Origin of the sequence: Providencia sp. PROV141, from assembly GCF_028481645.1 — a bacterium.
GTDB lineage: Bacteria > Pseudomonadota > Gammaproteobacteria > Enterobacterales > Enterobacteriaceae > Providencia > Providencia rettgeri.
The window spans coordinates 170,126-185,931 of record NZ_JAMPPR010000017.1 but is presented as its reverse complement, the minus strand read 5'-3'; the positions used below and the strand labels follow the sequence as shown (position 1 = coordinate 185,931).

16 protein-coding genes are annotated in these 15,806 nt (G+C 38.1%); 8 read left to right on the top strand and 8 right to left on the bottom strand.

What is annotated here, in order from left to right; all coding sequences use genetic code 11:
* Positions 1–365 precede the first annotated feature (365 nt).
* Positions 366–1,268, bottom strand: a complete 903-nt coding sequence (gene nadC / locus PSF09_RS11930) for a carboxylating nicotinate-nucleotide diphosphorylase (RefSeq protein ID WP_272665819.1) — start codon at positions 1,266–1,268, stop codon at positions 366–368.
* 107 nt (positions 1,269–1,375) lie between these two features.
* Here nadC and ampD point away from each other — a divergent pair, with 107 nt between their 5' ends.
* The 7 genes from ampD to yacG all read left to right on the top strand — a co-directional run bounded on the left by ampD (position 1,376) and on the right by yacG (position 6,950).
* On the top strand, positions 1,376–1,918 hold the full coding sequence (gene ampD / locus PSF09_RS11925; RefSeq protein WP_272665818.1) for a 1,6-anhydro-N-acetylmuramyl-L-alanine amidase AmpD: 543 nt from the start codon (positions 1,376–1,378) through the stop codon (positions 1,916–1,918).
* Positions 1,919–2,186: 268 nt separating this feature from the next.
* The gene (ppdD, locus tag PSF09_RS11920) at positions 2,187–2,612 is read left to right on the top strand and encodes a prepilin peptidase-dependent pilin (RefSeq protein WP_272683940.1); all 426 of its coding nucleotides are present in this window, start codon (positions 2,187–2,189) and stop codon (positions 2,610–2,612) included.
* 12 nt (positions 2,613–2,624) lie between these two features.
* Positions 2,625–4,025 carry an ATPase, T2SS/T4P/T4SS family gene (locus PSF09_RS11915; RefSeq protein ID WP_272665816.1) on the top strand — a complete coding sequence of 467 codons (1,401 nt, stop codon included), beginning with the start codon at positions 2,625–2,627 and terminating at the stop codon, positions 4,023–4,025.
* A 1-nt stretch (position 4,026) separates the two neighbouring features.
* A complete protein-coding gene (locus PSF09_RS11910) occupies positions 4,027–5,214 on the top strand; it encodes a type II secretion system F family protein (protein WP_272665815.1) in 1,188 nt (395 codons plus the stop codon).
* Positions 5,215–5,363: 149 nt separating this feature from the next.
* A complete protein-coding gene (coaE, locus tag PSF09_RS11905) occupies positions 5,364–5,969 on the top strand; it encodes a dephospho-CoA kinase (RefSeq protein WP_210837418.1) in 606 nt (201 codons plus the stop codon).
* Between the two features lie 8 nt (positions 5,970–5,977).
* Entirely contained in the window at positions 5,978–6,736 is a 759-nt protein-coding gene (gene zapD / locus PSF09_RS11900; protein ID WP_210837387.1) for a cell division protein ZapD, read from the top strand.
* Positions 6,737–6,752: 16 nt separating this feature from the next.
* Positions 6,753–6,950 carry a DNA gyrase inhibitor YacG gene (gene yacG / locus PSF09_RS11895; RefSeq protein ID WP_004262008.1) on the top strand — a complete coding sequence of 66 codons (198 nt, stop codon included), beginning with the start codon at positions 6,753–6,755 and terminating at the stop codon, positions 6,948–6,950.
* A 77-nt stretch (positions 6,951–7,027) separates the two neighbouring features.
* On the opposite strand, the gene mutT is transcribed toward yacG, so the two are convergent.
* The 3 genes from mutT to secM all read right to left on the bottom strand — a co-directional run bounded on the left by mutT (position 7,028) and on the right by secM (position 10,837).
* Positions 7,028–7,435 carry an 8-oxo-dGTP diphosphatase MutT gene (gene mutT, locus PSF09_RS11890; protein WP_272665814.1) on the bottom strand — a complete coding sequence of 136 codons (408 nt, stop codon included), beginning with the start codon at positions 7,433–7,435 and terminating at the stop codon, positions 7,028–7,030.
* Positions 7,436–7,496: 61 nt separating this feature from the next.
* The gene (gene secA / locus PSF09_RS11885) at positions 7,497–10,208 is read right to left on the bottom strand and encodes a preprotein translocase subunit SecA (protein WP_272683939.1); all 2,712 of its coding nucleotides are present in this window, start codon (positions 10,206–10,208) and stop codon (positions 7,497–7,499) included.
* A 98-nt stretch (positions 10,209–10,306) separates the two neighbouring features.
* Entirely contained in the window at positions 10,307–10,837 is a 531-nt protein-coding gene (gene secM, locus PSF09_RS11880) for a secA translation cis-regulator SecM (RefSeq protein ID WP_004913160.1), read from the bottom strand.
* A 75-nt stretch (positions 10,838–10,912) separates the two neighbouring features.
* Between secM and PSF09_RS11875 the strand changes: the two genes are divergently transcribed.
* Entirely contained in the window at positions 10,913–11,434 is a 522-nt protein-coding gene (locus PSF09_RS11875; protein ID WP_272665813.1) for a DUF721 domain-containing protein, read from the top strand.
* 38 nt (positions 11,435–11,472) lie between these two features.
* Here the strand turns inward: PSF09_RS11875 and lpxC are convergent, their stop codons facing one another.
* From lpxC to ftsQ, 4 genes are all read right to left on the bottom strand, one after another.
* Positions 11,473–12,390, bottom strand: coding sequence for a UDP-3-O-acyl-N-acetylglucosamine deacetylase (lpxC, locus tag PSF09_RS11870; protein ID WP_004262020.1), 918 nt, complete (start codon positions 12,388–12,390; stop codon positions 11,473–11,475).
* Between the two features lie 99 nt (positions 12,391–12,489).
* The gene (gene ftsZ, locus PSF09_RS11865; protein WP_004262022.1) at positions 12,490–13,647 is read right to left on the bottom strand and encodes a cell division protein FtsZ; all 1,158 of its coding nucleotides are present in this window, start codon (positions 13,645–13,647) and stop codon (positions 12,490–12,492) included.
* A gap of 60 nt (positions 13,648–13,707) precedes the next feature.
* Positions 13,708–14,964, bottom strand: coding sequence for a cell division protein FtsA (gene ftsA, locus PSF09_RS11860; RefSeq protein WP_004262024.1), 1,257 nt, complete (start codon positions 14,962–14,964; stop codon positions 13,708–13,710).
* Between the two features lie 35 nt (positions 14,965–14,999).
* Complete coding sequence (gene ftsQ / locus PSF09_RS11855; protein WP_210837393.1) at positions 15,000–15,806, bottom strand: cell division protein FtsQ; 807 nt, start codon at positions 15,804–15,806, stop codon at positions 15,000–15,002.

The window sequence follows — 15,806 nt, the reverse complement described above, 5'->3', positions numbered from 1 at the left end:
GTTAATAAATCGTTAAATTCACAACCGCTTTTAAACTTAACTTAAATTCATTTGGTTAAATTACACTCAAATCTATCCCTTATCATCTTAGAATAAAGTTGATGTAGAAAATAAAATAGCGTTGTAATGTTTCAATTGATAGGTGGATAAAGGAACTGCATAATGCGCCAACTGACTAGGGGCTACAAAATATTTTGTTGTAACCCCATAAAGATTTAAATCAACACCAAGATACTGTTAGTTAACAAGTGAGCTAGATTCCTAAAACCTGCTTAACGTAAACAGCTACTCAAGATAAAGCTACATCAACAATACTATAACTTAGGATCTTAGCTGAGATAGCTTGGTGTGTCACACCATATAGCTTAATGATTTTTATCAATAAAACGCATAGATAAATCCATGGCTTTAATATGTTTGGTTAGCGCACCAACAGAAATAAAATCAACCCCTGTTTCTGCGAACTCTGTTATTGTGTCTAAGGTAACATCGCCAGAAACTTCAAGTGCAGCCTTTCCTGCCGTTAACACCACAGCTTCTTTCATCATGACTGGAGTAAAGTTATCTAACATGATGATATCCGCTTGCGCTTTTAAGGCTCGTAATAACTCATCTAAACTTTCAACTTCAATTTCTATTGGGACATCTGGATGCGCGCTACGCGCTAATTCAACAGCTCGTTCGACTGAACCAGCTGATATAATATGGTTTTCTTTTATTAAGTAGGCATCAGATAAACCTAAGCGATGGTTAAACCCACCCCCCATCAATACTGCATATTTTAAAGCAGTCCTTAAGCCCGGGATAGTTTTACGTGTATCAAGTAACTTAGCTCTTGTACCTGCGATTTGTTTTACATATTCAGCAGTAATACTTGAAACAGAAGAAAGCGTTTGAATAAAATTCAAAGAGGTGCGCTCACCTGTTAGTAAAATTTGTGATGGCCCCTGCATCTCGCAGAGAACTTGGTTAGGAGTAACGGTTTCACCATCTTGAACTTTCCAATCAATTTTGACTTGCCCACCAAGTTGAAGAAAGACCTCATCTAACCATTGCTTCCCACAAAAAACGCCATGTTCGCGGGTAATAATTCGAGCACTCGCTTGCGCATCTATGTTTAACAGCTGACCAGTGATATCTTTTTTATAATCAATAGACTGACCTAAATCTTCTTTCAAAGCCACACTGACCATAAAAGGAATATCAATTTGTAACCGCTCAAAAAGCATTTCACGTCTTTGCTGTTCATCATATCGCCGTATCGTCATTTTTAACTCCAAAATATGCACTCGCTTTGTTTCATCTATGCTAATCTTTTCGTTTGCAGATAACGAGTGTTAACGAAAAAAGAAAAGAGAATACTATGGATAACGATATGAAAATACACAATGGTTGGCTAAATAATGTGACTCATATCCCTTCTCCACATTATGATGAGCGCCCCACAAATACCATACCTTCTCTGTTAGTCATTCATAATATCAGCCTTCCACCTGGCCAATTTGGTGGCCCTTATATAAATCAATTATTTACAGGGACTTTAAACCCTGATGAACATCCATTTTTTAATGAAATCAAACATCTTCGCGTTTCAGCTCATTGCTTAATACGCCGTGACGGCACCATCATTCAATATGTCCCCTTTCATTTACGAGCTTGGCATGCTGGGCAGTCTTCCTACCAAGGCCAAGAAAAATGTAACGATTTTTCTATTGGTATTGAACTAGAAGGTACTGATTTTGAACCATTTACCGAAGTACAATATCAATCCCTTACTTATTTAACTAATTTACTTATAGTTGAGTATCCACTAATTAAAAATAATATTACCGGCCACAGTAATATTGCTCCTGGTCGCAAAACAGATCCTGGCCCATTTTTTAATTGGACACATTATAAAAGTAAACTAAATAATTAATGATTGAATTATTGCTCCGGGTAATATCTATATTGATCTTACCCGTGAATACAAAACAGGCGCATTTATCTTCACTTAATTTATCAACAAATCCCACTTTCTATTTTATCTTTATTATTTATTGCGAAGCTGCTCGAATAAAAATGCAATCTAATTTATTTTTCAATAAACATTTACAAAGTGCTTCGCACTGCTTTTTTTAACCTCTAACTTTAACTAAAAAATCTAATTATGATAAAACCTCACTTAACAACGGAGGTTTTTATTTATGAATCAACAAGGATTTTCACTTATTGAAATTATGGTAGTAATTGCAATTATATCAATTCTAAGTGCTATTGCGATCCCAGGCTATCAAAGCTATATGCAAAAAGCAGCAATTACCGATGTACTCCAAACCGTTATTCCTTATAAGAACAGTATAGAAATATGCAGTTTTAATCGAGGAAGCTTATTACAATGTAATGGAGGTAATGATGATATCCCTACCAATATAACGGGGAAATACATTAGTAAAATAGAAGTTAAATCTGGGGTTATTACGTTTTCTACTGACAAATCATTATCAGACTTAAAAGTCACATTAACACCAACCCTTCCAACCTTAGATAAACCCTTTAATTGGGCAGTTGTTTGCGAAAATAAAACTAATGCTAACTTAAAATCATTATGTGAAAAAACATTTATCTTCTAATTGGGAATGTTTATGAATATAACTAAGAATGACCAATTTATTTATAAAGAGCTTAAGAGTTTATGCGATAGAAACTACATTATAATCATCGATTATAATCAAAAAAGGTTATCTATCGCTGTTGTTAAAAAACCAGATGATAACTTAATAGCCACATTGAAATTTATTGCTAGTGTCCCTGTTTGTTATGACATTTGGCCAAAAGAAAAAATAGACCATTATTTTAATAACACAGTACATGAAATAAATGAGGAGGAAACAAATTATCAATCACAAGAGCCTGAACTATTAAACACGTCATCACCGGCTATTAATTTCGTTGAAGAATTATTAAAAACAGCGGTTCATAAACGCTCATCTGATATACACCTTGAGCCAACCAAACAGGGGTTAAAAATTAGATTACGTGTAGATGGGAAGCTATATTTTATTTCTTCTCCCCCTTATGAAATTAATAGTGAGATCATTGCTCGTATAAAAATACTTGCAAAAATGAATATTGCGGAAAAAAGGCTTCCACAAGATGGTCAAATGAATTGGTACTTTGACGGACAAAATTATAGCATTCGCCTTTCGAGTATTCCGACCATTCATGGTGAAAAGTTAGTCTTACGTATTTTGAATACGCAATTAAAATATTCTTTAGAGCACATAGGGATGTGCTCTTCCCTTCTTGAGCGGTTAAAAGAATATTTAAATCGTCCACAAGGATTAATTTTAGTCACAGGGCCAACAGGAAGTGGTAAAACAGTAACACTTTATAGTTATCTAGAATATTTAAATCAATCCTCAAGAAATATAACAACCATTGAGGACCCTATTGAAATCCCCCTACAAGGGATCAACCAAACCCAAGTCAATGAAAAATACAAACTTAATTTTTCTTTTATTTTGAGGGCACTTCTACGGCAAGACCCTGATGTTATTATGATTGGTGAAATCCGTGATGAAGAAACTGCTAAGATTGCGACCCGAGCGGCTCAAACTGGTCATCTAGTTTTGTCAACATTGCACACCAATTGTACAATTAGTGCTATAGAGCGAATGAATCAATTGGGGATAGAAAATAGTCAACTTAAATCCTGTTTAAAAATGGTTATTGCACAGAGGTTGGTACGAAAACTTTGCCCTCACTGCAAAGAAACAATACCTACAAAAACTGAATTGCATAATAACCATATAATCAATGAATGGTCCTCAAAAGGCTGTGAGCTTTGTTTTTCTGGTTTTATGGGAAGAACTGCAATTTATGAATACATAGATCAAAGCAATATCTGTGAAATCCTTAAAAATAATACATTAGAAAACCAAAATAATTTTGTTAGCCTTTTTAATGCAGGTATAGAATGCGTTGAAATGGGTAAAACCACGCTTCAAGAAATCTATTCTATTATCGGAAATGGAGTAAATTAACATGTTTATTTATTCATATATCGCCATTGATTTTAAAAATCAATTAAAACACAGTACACTAGTAGCAAAAAGTAAAAAACATGCTTTTATCAACATATCTGAAAGAAATTTAATTCCTATACAAATAAAATTAAAAACATTATTTACATTAGATAAGAAAAACATTAATTATCGAATTCATTTTTTTCATCAATTATCTTTATTATCATCATCAGGTATTAACCTAATACAATGTTTAAAAATATTGCATACTAACTGCCCCCTTCCCTTTTGGACTGATATCATTGAAAATTCAATAATCCATATTGAAAAGGGAGAGAAATTTTCACAATATTTAAAACAATACCCTACCATCTTTAATGACACAGTAATCAGTATTATTAGCATTGCCGAGAAAACAGGGCAGTACGAGGAAAGCTTTAGTACAATCAATTCAATTTTAGAGCATAACAATAAAGTATCTTTACTCATCAATAAATCGACACGATACCCAATAATTCTATCATCTTTTTCTATAATATTATTAGTCATTATGATGACCTATGTTGTTCCCCAATTTGAAAGTATCTATCAAAATGTTAGACACGAACTACCACTCATTACAAAAACTATAACTTTCATATCAAGTTTCCTAAGGGAATATTTACCCTACTTACTTAGTCTTATTCTATTTTTATTACCTTTCATATTTAAATATAAGGAAAAGGCACTGACCTTATTAAAAAAAACAATAATTCATTTACCTATATTAAAAAAATCATTACAACTTCATAATTTAAGTTTATATTTTTTAACGATGCATTCAACTATTAATGTAGGGTTATCATTATCTGAATGCTTAAAGTGCGCTATTCAAACCATTAATAATAATCAATATAACAAAGACTGCAAACACGTACATATGTCGGTACATAAAGGAGAATTACTCTCCTATGCTATGAGGCAAACTAAGTTTTTTCCTGATTTAGCTGTACAGCTAATGTCTATTGCTGAAGAATCTGGAAAAATACACTATTTTTCCAATTATTTATTCAAATATTATTCAGAGCAATATATTTTCATTACCGAAAAAAACCTAAAAAACCTTGAACCCATTTTACTCGTTTTAATTGCTATACTCGTGGGTATCGTCATGCTAGCAATGTATCTACCTATATTTAATTTAGGTAATGTTATAACTGAGTTATAAATAATTTAAGATAGATATTATATTTTTTCTTTAAGATATAATATATCGATTTGTTTTTTAACCTATTCACAGTAATATTACTTTGGGTGAAGACAAATGATTTATTTCAGTGTAATCTGTTTTTTTTCAACGAGTAAATGAATAATCATATGCCTTATATAGTTGCTTTAACAGGTGGTATTGGAAGTGGTAAAACAACTGTTGCAAACGAGTTTGCTAAACTTGGGGTTCCCCTAGTTGATGCGGATGTGATTGCACGACAAGTTGTTGAGCCTAACAGCCCAGCTCTAGAAAGCATTACACGCCACTTCGGTAAGGATGTCATTCTTCCCAACGGGGCGCTAAATAGGCAGCGCTTAAGAGAAATTGTTTTTTCCAAACCCGATGAAAAAAAATGGCTGAATTCTCTGCTTCATCCATTGATCCAACAAGAAACGCAAAAACAATTTCAACAAATAAATTACCCTTATGTATTATGGGTAGTCCCTTTATTAATTGAAAATAATATTCATCATTTGGCAGATAGGGTATTAGTTGTTGATGTTACTGTTGAAGAACAAATTCAACGAACTCTAAAAAGAGATAAGACCAGTTTAGAACAAGTTACTAATATACTTAATGCACAAGTCAGCCGTGAAAAACGACTTGATTATGCGAATGATATAATAACAAACTATTCTCATGACACGGATCTCTCAGACAAGGTAGCCGCTTTTCATAACCAGTACTTAACACTAGCAAAAATAAAAAAATAGGAATTAAAATGGGCGAATTAATTGCAACAAATTTTATTACTTATGAATACCCAATGAATGAAAAAATTCGTTCGTGGTTGCGCCTTGAAACACTTGTATCTCAAATTTATGAGCTAAGTAATATTACTTCCTACTCTACTGGTATTGCCTTTTTTCGTTCTGTTTCAGAATTAATTGAAATCCTTGATAGAGGAGAAGTACGTTCTGAACTCATGAAAGAGCTAGAAAAACAACGAGTTCAATTAGCTAATTGGGCCGAGGCTCCTAATGCCGATAACCAATTAATTTCTACATTGCTGGAACAATTATCTGATACAACTTCCAAATTGATGTCAGCCTCACGTTTTGGTCACCATTTACGAACAGATAAAATTATTAGTATGGTGCGCCAACGGTTAAGCATCCCTGGTGGCTGCTGTGGCTTCGACCTCCCCACTTTACAGCTTTGGTTAAATATTCCACAAATTGAAAGAAATAAAACCATCAATGGATGGCTGCAAAGCCTTGACCCTCTGAATAATGCATTAAAAACAGTCCTCACATTAATTCGTCAAAGTGGCAATTTTGAGGTAAAAGAATCTCATAATGGTTTTTATCAAGATAACGTCGAGGGCAAAGAGTTACTGCGTATCAAATTACCAATTGAGCACCTCATTTACCCACAAATTTCAGGTCATAAAACACGATTTGCTTTACGCTTTCTACATATCGACAGTGAGAATGGTATACTTCCAGATGTAATTAGTTTTGAGTTATCCTGTTGCTAGCTAGAGATAGATATTTATGAGTGAAATCATTGAAGTAAACTGCCCAACATGTAAAAAGATAGTTGTTTGGAATGAAAACAGCCCTTTCCGCCCATTTTGCAGTAAGCGTTGTCAACTTATTGACCTTGGTGAGTGGGCTAGTGAAGAAAAAAGAATTGCTAGTCAAGGGGATATATCTGACAGCGATGACTGGAGTGAACAACCAGATAAATAAAACGTTAAGTCGCGACACAGTAAATTAAGTGGAAAATATATCATTGTGTATTTTCCACTTAATATCGATATCAGTTATTAAGCTGATTCACTTCTCTGCGTTAATAAATCGACAATAATACGGTTTGCCGGTGGGAACTCATCAGCAATAAGGTCATGCTGACAAACCCAACGCGAATCTTGCCCTTCTTTACCGTACGGTTCATTTTCCCACGCAGAAACGATAAAAAAATAGAGCGTAATGAAACGGTCATCAAACTCATGATCAACGCGATGAAATAACTCGCTCTTAGTCACTACAATTCCGACTTCTTCTTCAAGCTCACGAATTAATGCTGCTTCAGGAGATTCATTAACCTCAAGTTTTCCGCCTGGAAATTCCCAAAAGCCAGCCATATGCGTGCCTTCAGGGCGTTTAGTAATAAAAATTTGTTGCTGGGAATTACGAATAATTCCAGCCGCGATATGCAAATGTTTTTTTTCCATAATTTTTTCGTCAAAAAGGCGGGTTATCCCGCCTTTTTTATATTAATGAGTTAGTAATAAATTAATTTAAGCGACCGTGACATTGCTTATATTTCTTACCTGAGCCGCAAGGACAAGGATCATTACGACCAATTTTGTGACCTTGAGTTGCTATTTTAGCCTCGGTTTCAGTCATTAAAGATTCAGCACCTGCTTCATGGCTTAATTGTTGCCTTTTCGCTAAACGTTCAGCTTCTTCACGACGCTGTTGCTCTAATGCTTCAACCTCTTCAGGTAAACGAACTTGTACCTTAGATAAAGTACTAATCACTTCATATTTCAATGCTTCAAGCATGTTAGCAAACATACTGAAAGATTCACGTTTGTATTCTTGTTTAGGATCTTTTTGCGCATAGCCACGCAAATGAATGCCTTGACGTAAGTAATCCATTGACGCTAAGTGCTCTTTCCATAATGTGTCTAATGTTTGCAACATGACACCTTTTTCGAAATTACGCATCGCTTCTGCGCCAACAATTTCTTCTTTACGATCATAAACTTCAATCGCTTTTGCCATAATACGTTCACGTAATGTTTCTTCGTGTAACTCTGGCTCTTTATCTAACCACTCTTTGATTGGTAAGTCGAGGTCAAAATCATTAACTAAACGTTGGTGTAACCCTTCGATGTCCCACATTTCTTCAAGTGATTGAGGTGGAATGTAAGCATCCATCGTAGTGGTTAATACATCTTGACGAATGCTATCAACCGTTTCTTTAATGTCACCGCCATCCAGTAATTCATTACGCTGAGTATAAATCGCACGACGTTGGTCACTTGCAACATCATCATATTCAAGTAATTGTTTACGGATATCAAAGTTACGGCTTTCAACTTTACGTTGTGCATTAGCAATAGCTTTGGTCACCCATGGGTGCTCAATAGCTTCACCAGGCTTCATACCTAACTTTTTCATCATTCCTGTAACGCGGTCTGAGGCAAAAATACGCATCAGCGCATCTTCCATTGATAGGTAAAAACGAGATGAACCCGCATCCCCTTGACGCCCTGCACGACCACGTAACTGGTTATCGATACGACGTGACTCATGACGCTCAGTACCAATAATATGTAAACCACCTGCGGCTAAAACAGCATCATGGCGAACTTTCCAGTTTGCTTTGATTTCATCAATTTGCTCTTGAGTTGGTTCTTCTAATGCAGCAACTTCAGTTTGCCAGCTGCCGCCTAACATAATGTCAGTACCACGACCGGCCATGTTAGTTGCAATCGTTACTGCGCCAGCTTGACCTGCGTTTGCGATGATATCCGCTTCCATTGCATGGAATTTTGCATTCAATACATTGTGAGCAATTTTAGCTTTTTTCAAAGCATTAGAAATTAATTCAGATTTTTCGATAGAAATCGTACCAACAAGAACAGGTTGCCCATTGGCGGTTCTCTCACGAATATCTTCAATAATTGCCGCAAACTTATCCGCTTCGTTCATATAAACGAGGTCTGGTAAATCTTTACGAACCATTGGACGGTTAGTTGGGATAACAATTGTATCAAGTTTATAAATTGAGCTAAACTCAAATGCTTCGGTATCCGCAGTACCCGTCATACCTGCAAGTTTTTCATATAAACGGAAATAGTTCTGGAAAGTAATTGAAGCCAAGGTTTGGTTTTCATTTTGAATTTCAACCCCTTCTTTTGCTTCAACTGCTTGGTGTAAGCCATCAGACCAACGACGCCCTTCCATTGTACGGCCCGTATGTTCGTCAACAATGACAATTTGGCCATCTTTTACAATATAATCAACGTCTAAGGTAAACAATGCGTGAGCACGTAAGCCTGCCATTACATGGTGCATTAACATGATGTTAGAAGGTGAATATAAAGATTCTCCTTCATCCATTAAGCCTTCTTTTGCGAGAAGTTCTTCGATTAATACTAGCCCACGTTCTGTTATGGTCACTTGGCGTGCTTTTTCATCGACAGAGAAATGACCTTCCCCTTGGAAAGTATCGGAATCTTCTTTCTCTTGACGTTGCAAATATGGAATAAGTTTATCTACTTTTTGGTACAGTTCAGAACTGTCTTCCGCAGGACCTGAGATAATCAGCGGTGTACGTGCTTCATCGATAAGAATTGAGTCGACCTCATCCACCAAAGCATAATGCAATTTACGCTGAACACGCTCTTCTGGACTAAATGCCATGTTGTCACGTAAGTAGTCAAAACCAAATTCATTGTTAGTACCGTAAGTAATATCTGCCGCATACGCTTCACGTTTTGCAGGTGGAGCCATACCTGGCAGGTTGATACCCACAGTTAAACCTAAGAATTCAAATAATGGGCGGTTATTCTCAGCATCACGCTTGGCTAAGTAATCATTCACCGTAACTACGTGAACGCCTTTGCCACTTAATGCGTTGATATAAGCTGGTAATGTTGCCGTTAATGTTTTACCTTCCCCCGTACGCATTTCTGCGATACAGCGTTCATTCAGTACCATTCCACCGATCAGCTGCACATCAAAGTGACGCATACCAAATACACGTCTGCTTGCTTCACGAACAGTTGCAAATGCCTCAGGAATGATGCTTTCTATACTTTCACCTTTCGTTAAACGCTCGCGAAACTCTACCGTTTTTGCTTTTAGTTCATCATCAGATAACTTTTCAAAATCAGGTTCAAGACGATTAATTTTTTCAACTTCTTTACGTAAACGGCGCAGCGTACGGTCATTACGACTACCAAAAACTTTGGTCAAAATCTTTGTTAACATATTTTAATCTCTAATAATCAATTAATTGTTTTAAATTTTAATAAATTTTATGGCACAAGACAGCACAGCAATAAAAGCTGGCTTGCCATCAATGAAGATTAAGCTGTTAACGGGCCGGCACGAATGCCGTGGACTTGAGCAATCCAAATTGCAGGTTGGTAGGCAATAATATGGGGATAGTTATAATGACTAAATTGGATAACACTTTCATCCCACTGAAGTGAACGCTGTGCTAACATGGCATACAGCGTATCTAGCATCAACTGTGGGACAATAAGCTTTTCAGTCTCTTCTGCTGCCGTGTTTACATCATCGTCTTCCGTTGCCGAAAAAGCAAAAGTAAGCTGCCGAATGACATTCCTTACCGCATGTTGCTGCCAGTAATTAACTGAATAGGATGACGATGAAGATGAAGAGCGCTGAGAATTCTGTTGAGAAAATAAATTGTCAAAGGCATTAACAGCTTGGCTCTGGCGATTAACGGGGGAAGAGTTAACCTGTGTGTGTTGAGATTCTGATAACGCATTTAAAATTGTAGGCAAACCGACACCCGTGGCAACCACACCTAATAGCAGGTGGGACCAAAAGTATTTTCTTCCGAGTTGTCGCCAAAAATTTAAAATGCCCATCAAACTCTTATATAATGAATAAGTGACAAAATTATTATTTGTAATTCGTTGTTTCATTCTCAGCCGGAGCTAAAAATGAGAGATAGTCATCCACAAGCACTTTTTGATGTTCTTGAAGGATCATTAGCAACATCATCGAACACTTTACAAACTATTCAGCGTAATGCAAAAGCGATTATCAAACTAAATCGTACTGTAAAAGGGTTACTGCCGGCTGAAATCAAACCCATGTGCCGTGTTGCAAACTACCGTAATAATATTATGGTCATTGAAGTGGCAAATGCCAGTTGGATGACCCGACTTAATTACGAAAAACTCAATCTTCTTTCCGCATTAAGAACGTCCATTCTACCATCTTTATCTTCTATCGACATCAGAATCAATCCCGATCTTATGCGAAAATCGAGGCAAAATAGCTCAGTAACTAAGCAAACGGCCTCAATGAGTCAAAAAACGAACGAACGTCAGATAAGTACACAAACCGCAAAAGCACTTTTGAAATTAGCAGAAAATAGTCCGAAAGGATTAAAAGAAAGATTTGAGCGGCTGGCTGCACTAGCCGGAGAGAGTACTAGTGCAACCAACAGAAAGGACTAACTTCGATTAGCTTTCGAAGATAGCTGCATAATTAAGTCTTATGCAAACACCGTTGAAGGTGCTTTGAATGCAACAGGCAATTGAGCTTCATCTTCAAATGTGACGAGATCCCAAGCTGATTCTTTCGCTAAAACTGCTTGTAACAGCTTGTTATTCAAAGCGTGGCCTGATTTAAATGCGGTGAACGCACCAATAATGTTATGCCCACACATGAATAAATCACCAATTGCATCCAACATTTTGTGACGAACGAATTCATCTTCAAAACGTAAACCATCTTCGTTAAGTACTTTATAGTCATCAACAACGATGGCGCAGTCAAAACTACCGCCTAAGCACAAGCCTTTTGATTGCAGATATTCAATATCACGCATAAAGCCAAAAGTACGCGCACGGCTAATTTGATTTACAAATGATTCCGCTGAGAAATCAAGTGAGTAGCGTTGTGTGCTACTATCAATCGCTGGATGCTGAAAATCAATTGTGAAATCAAGGCTAAACCCATTATAAGGTCGCATTTCAGCCCATTTATCACCATCTTCAACACGTACTGTTTCTTTTATACGTAAAAATTTCTTAGCACAATTTAATTCTTCAATACCGCCATCAAGCAGTAAGAATACAAATGGTGCGGCACTGCCATCCATAATAGGGATTTCAGGCGCATTGACTTCAATAACAATGTTATCGATACCTAACCCTGCTAAGGCAGCATTCAAATGCTCAACAGTCGAAATACGCACGTTATCTTCATTCACTAAGCAAGTACATAACATGGTGTCACGAACTGATTTCGCATCTGCCGGAAAATCAACCGGTGGATTAAGGTCAGTACGACGGTAGATGACCCCGGTATTGGCCGGCGCTGGACGTAATGTAAGCGTAACTTTCTTGCCGGTATGTAAACCAACACCAGTCGCTGTAATAATACGTTTTAGTGTCCGTTGTTTGATCATCGTATTTTTCTCGCAATGTTATAAGTCCTACTGATCATCATACAAGATAATCAGTAGGAAATTTTAGCACAAAAAGCGGAGAAACCAATATAAATAAAATTAATCGGCCTGCTTACGCAAGAACGCAGGAATATCAAGATAATCTGGTTCTTTATTTGTTTGCGTATTTTGGTCGTTGACCGCTTTAGCCGCTGGCTTCTCTTCTGTTAATGAAGACATGCTATTTTGCATTTGCTGATAGCGCTGTTCCATTGACGCCTGCTGAGACATCTTGTTGCTAACTAAAGTAATTTCTGGACGTTTGTCCATACCAATACCTGTAGCAACAACAGTGACACGCAGTTCTTCGTGCATTTCTGGGTCAAGGGATGTACCGATTACCACCGTTGCATTATCAGATGCGAAGGCACGAATAGTGTTACCTACCGTTTCAAACTCATCTAAACGCAGGTCGAAACCAGCCGTGATATTAACTAATACACCACGTGCGCCAGACAGGTCGATATCTTCAAGTAGTGGACTAGAAATAGCCATTTCCGCCGCTTCTTCTGCTCTATCTTCACCACGAGCAACCCCTGACCCCATCATTGCGTAGCCCATTTCTGACATCACAGTACGCACATCAGCAAAGTCTACGTTCATTAAACCAGGGCGAGTAATCAGCTCAGCGATACCCTGTACTGCACCTTTTAGTACGTCATTTGCCGCACCGAAAGCATCCAGTAATGAGATACCACGACCAAGTACTTTTAATAATTTATCATTTGGGATAGTGATCAATGAGTCAACATGTTTTGACAACTCAGTGATACCCGCTTCTGCGAATGCCATGCGCTTTTTACCTTCGAAATTGAAAGGCTTAGTCACAACAGCAACTGTCAGAATACCCAATTCTTTGGCAACTTCGGCAACAACCGGAGCTGCACCAGTCCCTGTACCGCCGCCCATACCCGCTGCGATAAAGACCATATCCGCGCCATCTAAAGCATTACGCAGCGCCTCACGGTCTTCTTCAGCGGCATTACGGCCAACTTCAGGATTTGCACCCGCACCCAGACCTTTGGTAATACCTGTACCGATCTGGATAGTTTGTCCAACTGCGGTTTTACGCAGCGCTTGTGCGTCTGTATTGACAGCGAAGAACTCAACGCCTTCAATACGTTCACGCACCATGTGTTCAACGGCGTTGCCGCCGCCGCCGCCAACGCCGATGACTTTAATCACCGCATCGTTGGTTAGCTCCATTGGTTCAAACATAATGTCTCTCCGTTTTGTGCTTACTACTTTTGAAGCTAATAATATGCTTCTTTATCAAAATTAAAATTCTTTTCTCAGCCAACTGGTTATTTTACTAAACCACCCGCTAACTGATGCACGTTTTTCTACTTCGGTATCATCGCCTAGATGGCTTTCTTTACCGTAATGCAGAAGCCCTACCGCTGTTGAGTAATATGGCTCCTGCGCATAATCCGTTAAGCCTGTAATGTTGAGCGGTGTACCAATTCGGACTTGCGTATGAAACACTTTTTGCGCACATTCAACTAGACCATCAATTTGTGCGGCTCCACCTGTCAACACGATACCAGCAGCCAAATGGTGTTTGACACCTTGTTGACGTAACTGTTCCTGTAAATTTAAAATTTCTTCATTTACTAAGTTTAACAGCTCAGTATACCTTGGCTCGATCACTTCTGCTAAGGTTTGACGCTGTAAACTTCTTGGTGGTCGCCCACCAACACTTGGTACTTCAACGGTTTCATCTTTACTAACAATAGAACCAACTGCACAACCATGGCGCACTTTAATGGCTTCTGCATCACTGGGTGGTGTTCCAAATGCATATGCGATGTCACTTGTCACCACATTGCCTGCATATGGAATCACTTTCGTATGGCGTAAAGCCCCGCCAGTATAAACCGCCATGTCCATTGTGCCGCCACCGATATCGACGACACATACACCTAATTCACGTTCATCTTCCGTTAAAACGCTATAACTTGCAGCGAGACCGGCAAAAATAAGCTGATCAACTTTTAGCCCACAACGTTCAACGGCTTTAACGATATTCTTCGCCATATCGTTATGGCAGGTGATCAAATGAACTTTAGCTTGCATACGTACACCCGATAAACCAACTGGGTTTTTAATCCCTTCTTGGTAATCTATTGCAAATTCCTGTGGTATTACGTGCAAAATTCTGTGTTCATCACGTACACGTACCGATTTTGCTGTATGCACAACACTGTCAACATCTTCTTGCGTCACTTCTTCTTCTGAAACTGGCACCATACCAATCTCATTTTGACAACTGACGTGTTTACCCGATAGCGCAAGGTAAACCGATGAAATTTGGCAATCGGCCATTAATTCCGCCTGGTCAATGGCTCTTTGTACACATTTTACCACTGATTCAAGGTCGTTTACGCCACCTTTGTCCATTCCACGAGATGGACAACTTCCCACCCCAATAATATTAACCATACCATCGGGCAGAATTTCGCCAACAAGGGCTGATACCTTGGAAGTTCCAATCTCAAGGCCTACCACTAATTTTCTGTCCGTTGCTTTAATCATTTTTTCTGCCTAATTTTTGTTATTAGTCATCGTCTTTATTGTAACTCCGGTGGAGCATCGACCAATAGTGGCGCCCAGCCCACCGCAGCACCACTGGAATAACGTAAGTCAACATAGTCAACGCGTTTATCCGTTGTTTGCTGCAAAAGCGGATACAGTTCAAGGAACCGATTTAACCGCTCTGACACATCTTTCTTACCTAGTTCGATTCTAACATCGTTATCTAAAATAATTTGCCATGCATTTCTGGCTGTCATCGATAATGATTTTAACTTTAGGTTATGTGCTGCTAACGTGTTCTTAAAAACTGCAAATTCTTTAAGGACATCTTTTTGGCTACCTTGTGGCCCATACAGCAACACATAATCCCCTTTACCATTTTCGCTAACTGGCAAGTTAAATACTCTGCCTTGTTCATCTACCATGTTTTGGTCATTCCACCTAGCGAATGGGCGGTATTCAACAATGTGAATTTTCAATTCATCTGGCCATTGTTTACGCACCGTCACTTGGCGTACCCATGGCATCATGCTTATTTGGTTCTGGATAGCGTTGACATCAACGGTCATAAATGTCCCCGGCTGCCCTAACGCTAAAATGGCCTTTCTGACATCATCGTTTTTGGTGTAATGGCGCTCCCCCGTTAACACCAATTTAGACATCGGCAGCCTGTCAGCATCTTTCATCCAAGTCATCACCATCCAACCACTCCAGAGGATAGTGCCAAGCACAAATAGGAAGAAAAATAACCCACCTAAAAATGCGCCATTACTCGGTCCTGAACGTGGATCCTCGTCATTATTCTGATTATGATGCCTAACGTTTAGTGCTGCTTGTGACAT